The 3,437-nt window shown below is 65.8% G+C and carries 3 protein-coding genes and 2 pseudogenes; all 5 read left to right on the top strand.

Annotation, left to right across the window (positions count from 1 at the left end):
* Window positions 1–371: pseudogene (locus AC1DJT_RS35300) on the top strand (ABC transporter substrate-binding protein); the annotation flags it as partial.
* Entirely contained in the window at window positions 368–1,324 is a 957-nt protein-coding gene (locus AC1DJT_RS35305; RefSeq protein ID WP_441489843.1) for an ABC transporter permease, read from the top strand. The pseudogene AC1DJT_RS35300 and the gene AC1DJT_RS35305, both read left to right, overlap by 4 nt.
* Complete coding sequence (locus AC1DJT_RS35310) at window positions 1,321–2,124, top strand: ABC transporter permease (RefSeq protein WP_441505860.1); 804 nt, start codon at window positions 1,321–1,323, stop codon at window positions 2,122–2,124. The genes AC1DJT_RS35305 and AC1DJT_RS35310 overlap by 4 nt, the downstream gene beginning before the upstream one ends.
* 63 nt (window positions 2,125–2,187) lie before the next feature.
* A complete protein-coding gene (locus AC1DJT_RS35315; RefSeq protein ID WP_476835921.1) occupies window positions 2,188–3,012 on the top strand; it encodes a creatininase family protein in 825 nt (274 codons plus the stop codon).
* 129 nt (window positions 3,013–3,141) lie between these two features.
* A pseudogene (locus AC1DJT_RS35320) lies at window positions 3,142–3,437 on the top strand (ABC transporter substrate-binding protein); the annotation flags it as partial.

Genomic DNA, 3,437 nt, shown 5'->3' on the forward strand with positions numbered 1-3,437 from the left:
GGGTGAGCCGCGGCACGCGCGGCCAGTACGACATGGCGATCCACGGCGTCTCGTCGGACAACAACGACCCTGATGGCCTTACCGTGGTCCTCGACACTTCGTTGTCGCCGACCCATGGCCGCTCTTTCAAGGTYGATGCTCCGCGCACGATTGCGGCACTCGCCAAGGGGCGTTCCGAGTTCGATCAGGCCAAGCGGGTCGAGATCTACAAGGAGATGCAGCGCGCGGCGCTCGAGGAGGTACCCCTGGTCGGCCTCGCCTGGCGCTCGCAAGGCTATGGCATGGACAAGAGCGTGATGGGCTTCACCAACCTGCCCGGCGCGCTCACCACCTCATCGGGCGCGACGCTCGAAGAGACCTATTTCGGATGAGCGTGACCTGGTTCGCGCGCCGCCTTGCGGTTTCGCTCGGCCTCGCCTGGGTCGTTGCAACGATCGTCTTTCTCGCCCTGCACATGGTGCCGGGCGACCCCGCCGAATTGCTGCTTTCGACGGGAGGGATCTCACCCGATCCAGCGGCTGTCGCGGAGTTGCGTGAAAAGCTTGGGCTCGAGCGGCCGCTGCTTGCGCAGTATGGCGCGTTCCTCGCCGGCCTCATGCAAGGCAATCTCGGGCATTCCCTGGTCGATGATTATCCGGTGCTGAGCGAGATCGCGCTGCGCCTGCCGCGCACGCTGGAGCTCATTCTTGCCGGCACCTTGATCGGTATCGCGGTCGGCGTGCCCTCCGGCGTCTATGCGGCCCTTCATCGGGGCGGGCGCTTCGATCGCATCGCTTCTGGCGTCACAGCGCTCCTGCTGGCCGTGCCGGTTTTCGTGGTGGGCACATTGCTCGTGCTGCTGATGGCGCAGACCCTGCGGCTGATGCCGGCCGGCGGGTTCGTGCCCTTCACACAGGACCCGGTCCAGCATCTCAAACTGCTTACGCTTCCGGCCATCGCAGTCGGCAAGGGGCTGGCCGCCATCCTGTTCCGGATGACGCGCGCCTCGATGCTGGATGCACTCGCCAATGACTATGTCCGCACCGCTCGCGCAAAGGGCCTCTCGCAGGCGCGCATCCTGGTCGTCCATGTGCTGCGCAATGCGCTCAACCCGGTGCTGACCGTACTCGGCCTGCAAATGGGAACCCTGCTGGGCGGCACCGTGCTCGTCGAATACGTCTTCAACTGGCCGGGCCTGTCGACGCCGCTGCTGCGGGCCGTCGAGGCGCGCGACTATCCGATGGTGGTCGGTATCATTCTTACCATCTCGGTTCTGTTCCTGTTGATCAACCTTGTGGTCGAGATTCTTCACGCGATCGTTGATCCGAGGGTGCAGGCGGGATGAAACGGCTCTGGCTTCCCGGCGCCTTTGTCGCGCTGATTATCTTCATCGCTCTCGCCGCTCCGTTTCTCGGCCTGCCGGATCCGGTCAGGCAGGACATTGCCCGGCGGCTCGCTGCGCCGAGCGCAGGCTCCTGGCTCGGCCGTGACGAATTCGGCCGCGATGTGCTGTCGCGCTTAATCTGGGGCGCGCGCACAAGTCTGGGCGTCGCCTTCGTCGCTGCCTTGGTTGCGGGAACAGTCGGCACCGCGATCGGCCTGATCGGGGGCTGGGGCAAGGGGCTTGGCGCGTTCCTGACGGTGCGCAGCGTCGAGATCATCATGTGCTTTCCGCCGGTGCTGCTCGCCCTGCTGGTCGTCACCTTGCTCGGGCCGGGCGCGGCGACGCTGGTCCTGGTCCTGTCGGTTCTCTATCTGCCGGGCTTCGCACGCGTGGCCTATGCCGAAGTGCTCGCGGTGCGGTCGCGCGAATATGTCGAGGCGGCGCGGGCGTTCGGCGCCACGCCCCGACGTATCCTGCTCCGCACCGTGCTTCCCAATATTGCCGGCCCGCTCCTGGTGCAGCTGTCCCTGACAGTGGCGGCCGCTGTCGTCATCGAAAGCGGCCTGTCGTTTCTCGGACTTGGCGTCGTTCCGCCGGCGCCCTCCTGGGGACTGATGATCAGGGGCGCGCGCGCTACGATGGAGCAGGCGCCGCTGCTGCTGCTCTGGCCCTGCGCGGCGCTGACGCTGACCATCCTCGCCATCAACCTGCTCTGCGATGCCCTGCGCGACGCGGTCGATCCCCGAACCGCCGACCGCTGAGAGGCAGAGCCTTCCCATGACGATCCTCACCGCGAACTCCCTCGCATATCCAGGATGAAGCCAATGGCCACCAAGACTACTCCCCTCGTTCACATGGGCACGATCACCGGCGGAGAGGCACGGGAGATCCTCGAAGAGAACCCCGTCATCCTGCTGCCGATGGGCAGCCATGAGGATCAGGGCCCGCACGCACCGATGGGCGACTATCTTCTCGCCGAGAAGATCGCCGAGCTCGCGGCCATCCGCGCCTCGGAGCGCGGCGTGCGCACGCTGGTTGCTCCCGTCCTGCCCTTCGGCGGCGCCGACTGGTTCGGTCCGATGGTCGGTGGCATTGCCATTTCGCAATCGACCTTGACGGCGGTGATCGCCGAGATGGTGGATTCACTGCATCGCAATGGCCTGACGCGCATCATCGTGATCAACGGCCATGGCGGCAATGTCGGCCCGATCTCCGACGTGGCGCGCGAGCTTTACCAGCGCGAGCAGATCGTCCTGCCGAGCCTTTATCTCTGGCGCATCGCCTACGGGCTGCTGCCGGGCATTCTCGGCGCGGAGAAGGCGGCTGCGGTCGCTGGACATGGTGCCGATCMGCTGACCAGCCTCGGGCTGCACCTGTTCCCGGAGCTGATGCGCAAGGACCTGATCCCGGCTGGCCAGCCGCTGAAGCGCGATCCCGTGCTCGACCTGCAGTTCACCGGGCTTGGCACGGCGAGCTTCGAGGGCGCCGAGGTGGCGATGCCCAATGAGTATGACGAGGTCTACAATCTTGGCGTCGCCAAGGGGGATCCGAAGCTGTGCTCGGCTGAAACGGGGGCTGCGCTCTCCGAGAAGCTCACCGAGATCTGCGCCCGTTTCGTGGCCCATTTCGCCAGCAAGGTCGACGGCTGAGCCTGCCCCGCTGATATCCCTACGGCGGCGCATGGGTCTCCAGCGCCGCCGCGCCATGACAAGCCGGTGGGCGCTGGCTACGACATTGCGGCTGCCTCGCATGCGGCCATGACAAGAGGGGAAGCTTCCATGCCGACACGTCGTCTTGTTCTTCAGACCGGGCTTGCGACCATCGCCGCTCCGGCTCTCGTCAGGGCCCAGGGGCTCAGCGGCTCGATCACGCTGATGTCCTATTCCGGGATCTTCCAGGACAACTACGTGAAGGCGGTGGTCGAGCCGTTCCAGCAGGCCTTTCCCGGCGTGAAGGTGAACTATGTGCCGGGCGGCACCTCGGCCCAGATGGTCGGCAGCGTCCGAGCCCAGAAGGCTGATCCGCAGGTCGATTTGGCAATCATGGATGTCACCACCTCCAGCATCGGCAATAT

This window comes from Allobosea sp. 05T422_2, from assembly GCF_056396265.1.

Excerpts from the sequence above, each read along its gene's own strand:
- AC1DJT_RS35305 (WP_441489843.1), top strand. The coding sequence starts at position 368 with ATGAGCGTGACCTGGTTCGCGCGCCGCCTTGCGGTTTCGCTCGGCCTC.
- AC1DJT_RS35310 (WP_441505860.1), top strand. The coding sequence starts at position 1,321 with ATGAAACGGCTCTGGCTTCCCGGCGCCTTTGTCGCGCTGATTATCTTC.